This is a genomic window from Enterococcus sp. 3H8_DIV0648 (assembly GCF_002140655.1).
Lineage (GTDB): Bacteria > Bacillota > Bacilli > Lactobacillales > Enterococcaceae > Enterococcus_A > Enterococcus_A hulanensis.
Map to the genome: position 1 here is coordinate 616509 of NZ_NGLG01000001.1, position 1325 is coordinate 617833.

General features: G+C 42.0%; 1 protein-coding gene. It reads left to right on the forward strand.

Going from position 1 to position 1325, the window contains the following annotated elements:
* Positions 1-106 precede the first annotated feature (106 nt).
* A complete protein-coding gene (locus A5875_RS02810; protein ID WP_088932193.1) occupies positions 107-1210 on the forward strand; it encodes an alpha-hydroxy-acid oxidizing protein in 1104 nt (367 codons plus the stop codon).
* Positions 1211-1325 lie beyond the last annotated feature (115 nt).

Below are 1325 nucleotides of genomic sequence, written 5' to 3' on the forward strand. Positions count from 1 at the left end.
ATGTCAATCAATTAAAAATCCGACTCAAACAAATCATTTGTCACCTGCTAGAGGTAAGCGTAACATAATTTGTGTAAACGTTATCACTTTGAAGGTAGGGATTCAGATGGAAAAGATTTATCAAGCGAGCACAGCAGAAGGTGCAATTGATTTTATTAATATGTACGATTTAGAAGAAGCTGCAAAGGAAGTTATACCGAAAGGCGGTTACGGATACATCAGCAGTGGTGCTGGAGATATTTTTACGTATCAGGAAAATGAAAGGGCTTTTAACCATAAATTGATTATTCCTCACGTATTGCGAGATGTTGAGCTGCCAGTTACAAAGACAGATTTTGAGGGAGAAGAATTGACCGCTCCTATCATTATGGCCCCCGTTGCTGCTCACGGCTTAGCAAATGTTGCGGCAGAACGAGCTTCGGCAAAAGGTGTTGCACGTTTTGGTACAATTTATACGGCTAGTTCATATGCCTCTTGTACATTAGAGGAGATTCGCGAGGCAGGTGGAGCAGAGGCACCTCAATGGTTTCAGTTTTATATGAGTAAAGATGATGGAATCAATCGCGATATTTTGGCTATGGCAAAACGCAATGGTGCTAAAGCAATCGTATTGACCGCTGATGCGACAGTGGGCGGCAATCGAGAAACCGATCGAAGAAATGGTTTTACTTTTCCTTTAGCGATGCCGATCGTTCAAGCGTATCAATCAGGCATTGGACAGACGATGGATGCCGTCTATGGTTCATCAAAGCAAAAACTCAGTTCAAAAGATGTGGAATTTATTGCGAGTTATTCTGATTTACCAGTCTATGTAAAAGGTGTCCAATCAGAAGAAGATGTTGAACGATCACTTGGTTCAGGTGCTTCAGGTATTTGGGTCTCTAATCATGGGGGACGTCAATTAGACGGTGGGCCAGCTGCCTTTGATTCTTTGCAATATGTAGCTGAGGCCGTTGCAGGAAGAGCACCGATTGTTTTTGATAGTGGTGTTCGTCGTGGACAGCACATTTTCAAGGCACTGGCTTCTGGTGCGGATTTGGTCGCAATCGGCCGACCCGCTATTTATGGTTTGGCTCTGGGAGGTTCAACAGGCGTTCAACAAGTTTTTGATTTCTTTAAAAAGGAATTAGAGATGGTGATGCAACTAGCTGGAACACAAACGGTCAATGATATTAAAAAGATTGCGTTAAGAGAAAATAGGTATTTATAGAGGTTGAATTCTTACTTGATGGAGATTCAATAGTAATTCGTTTTAAGTCTCGAACAATGGCGATAGATAATTTATAAAAGCAGGAAAGGGTGCTGACTGAGCGGGCATTCTTTCC

Excerpts from the sequence above, each read along its gene's own strand:
- A5875_RS02810 (WP_088932193.1), top strand. The coding sequence starts at position 107 with ATGGAAAAGATTTATCAAGCGAGCACAGCAGAAGGTGCAATTGATTTT.